Below are 1,226 nucleotides of genomic sequence, written 5' to 3' on the forward strand. Positions count from 1 at the left end.
TGCGGATTCAACCGGTCGACGCAACACTATAAACTGCTTAGGCAGGAGGAGTGTTGCCATGAAACGCAAGCCACGAATCTATTACACTGACGAGCAGAAGGCATTGATGTGGGAACGCTGGCGTCAAGGTGAATCTCTGCAGCATATTGCCCAACTTTTCGGCCGAAGTCACGGCGCAATTCAGGGAATTCTTATTCGGAACGGTGGGATTAGTCCTGCTCAGCGCTCTCGCTCCAGGTTGGCTTTAACCATTGCCGAGCGCGAAGACATCTCACGATCCCTGGTAGCGGGTACGTCGATTCGGAAGATTGCTGCTTCGCTGGGGCGGGCCCCGTCCACCATCAGCCGGGAAGTGAAGCGTAATGGCGGGCAGGCGCTATACCGGGCAAACCAGGCCGACAAGCGCGCCTGGGATCGAGCACGGCGCCCTAAGCGCTGTAGACTGGCAGAGAACCCTGCGCTGGCTGAAACGGTGGCTGCGAAGCTTCAACTGCAATGGTCACCTGAGCAAATTGCTGGATGGCTCAAGCGCGCTTACCTTGGCGATAAGGCTCATCAAGTGTCTCACGAAACGATTTATCGCAGCCTATACATTCAGGCTCGTGGCGCTCTGAAAAAGGAGCTTACCGAGCACTTGCGCCGTACTCGAGTAATGCGTCGCTCGCGCCATCACACGCAGAAGACTGAAGATCACGGCCGAATCGTCGATGCGATTTCGATTAGCGAACGTCCCGCCACGGCTGAAGATCGGGCAGTTCCTGGGCATTGGGAAGGTGATCTCTTATGTGGCAGTCACAACAGCCAGATCATCACGCTAGTTGAGCGGCAGACGCGCTATGTGATGCTAGTAAAGGTCGCACACAAGGATAGCGAAACAGTCGTGAATGCGTTGCTCCAGCATGCGATGAAGCTGCCCCAAGAACTCTACAAGTCGCTCACTTGGGATAGAGGTTCAGAGCTGGCAGAGCACAAGCGTTTCAAGCTGGCGACCGATATCCAGGTCTTCTTTTGCGATCCAAGAAAACCTTGGCAACGCGGGTCGAATGAGAACACCAATGGCTTGCTGAGACAGTATTTGCCAAAGGGACTGGATTTATCAAGTTATTCGCAAGGTCAGCTCGACGCCATCGCAAATCGGCTGAATGAACGACCTAGAAAAACGTTAGACTATGAAACGCCGGCTCAACGGTTTTATCAATGTGTTGCGTCGACCGGCTGAATCCGCA

Annotated in this window: 1 protein-coding gene; it reads left to right on the top strand. The window is 54.2% G+C overall.

Annotated elements, in window-relative coordinates; all coding sequences use genetic code 11:
• The first annotated feature begins 58 nt into the window (after window positions 1-58).
• A complete protein-coding gene (locus AB4Z11_RS32095; RefSeq protein WP_442030276.1) occupies window positions 59-1,219 on the top strand; it encodes an IS30 family transposase in 1,161 nt (386 codons plus the stop codon).
• Window positions 1,220-1,226 lie beyond the last annotated feature (7 nt).

The organism is Pseudoduganella sp. RAF53_2, assembly GCF_052113985.1.
Lineage (GTDB): Bacteria > Pseudomonadota > Gammaproteobacteria > Burkholderiales > Burkholderiaceae_D > Rugamonas.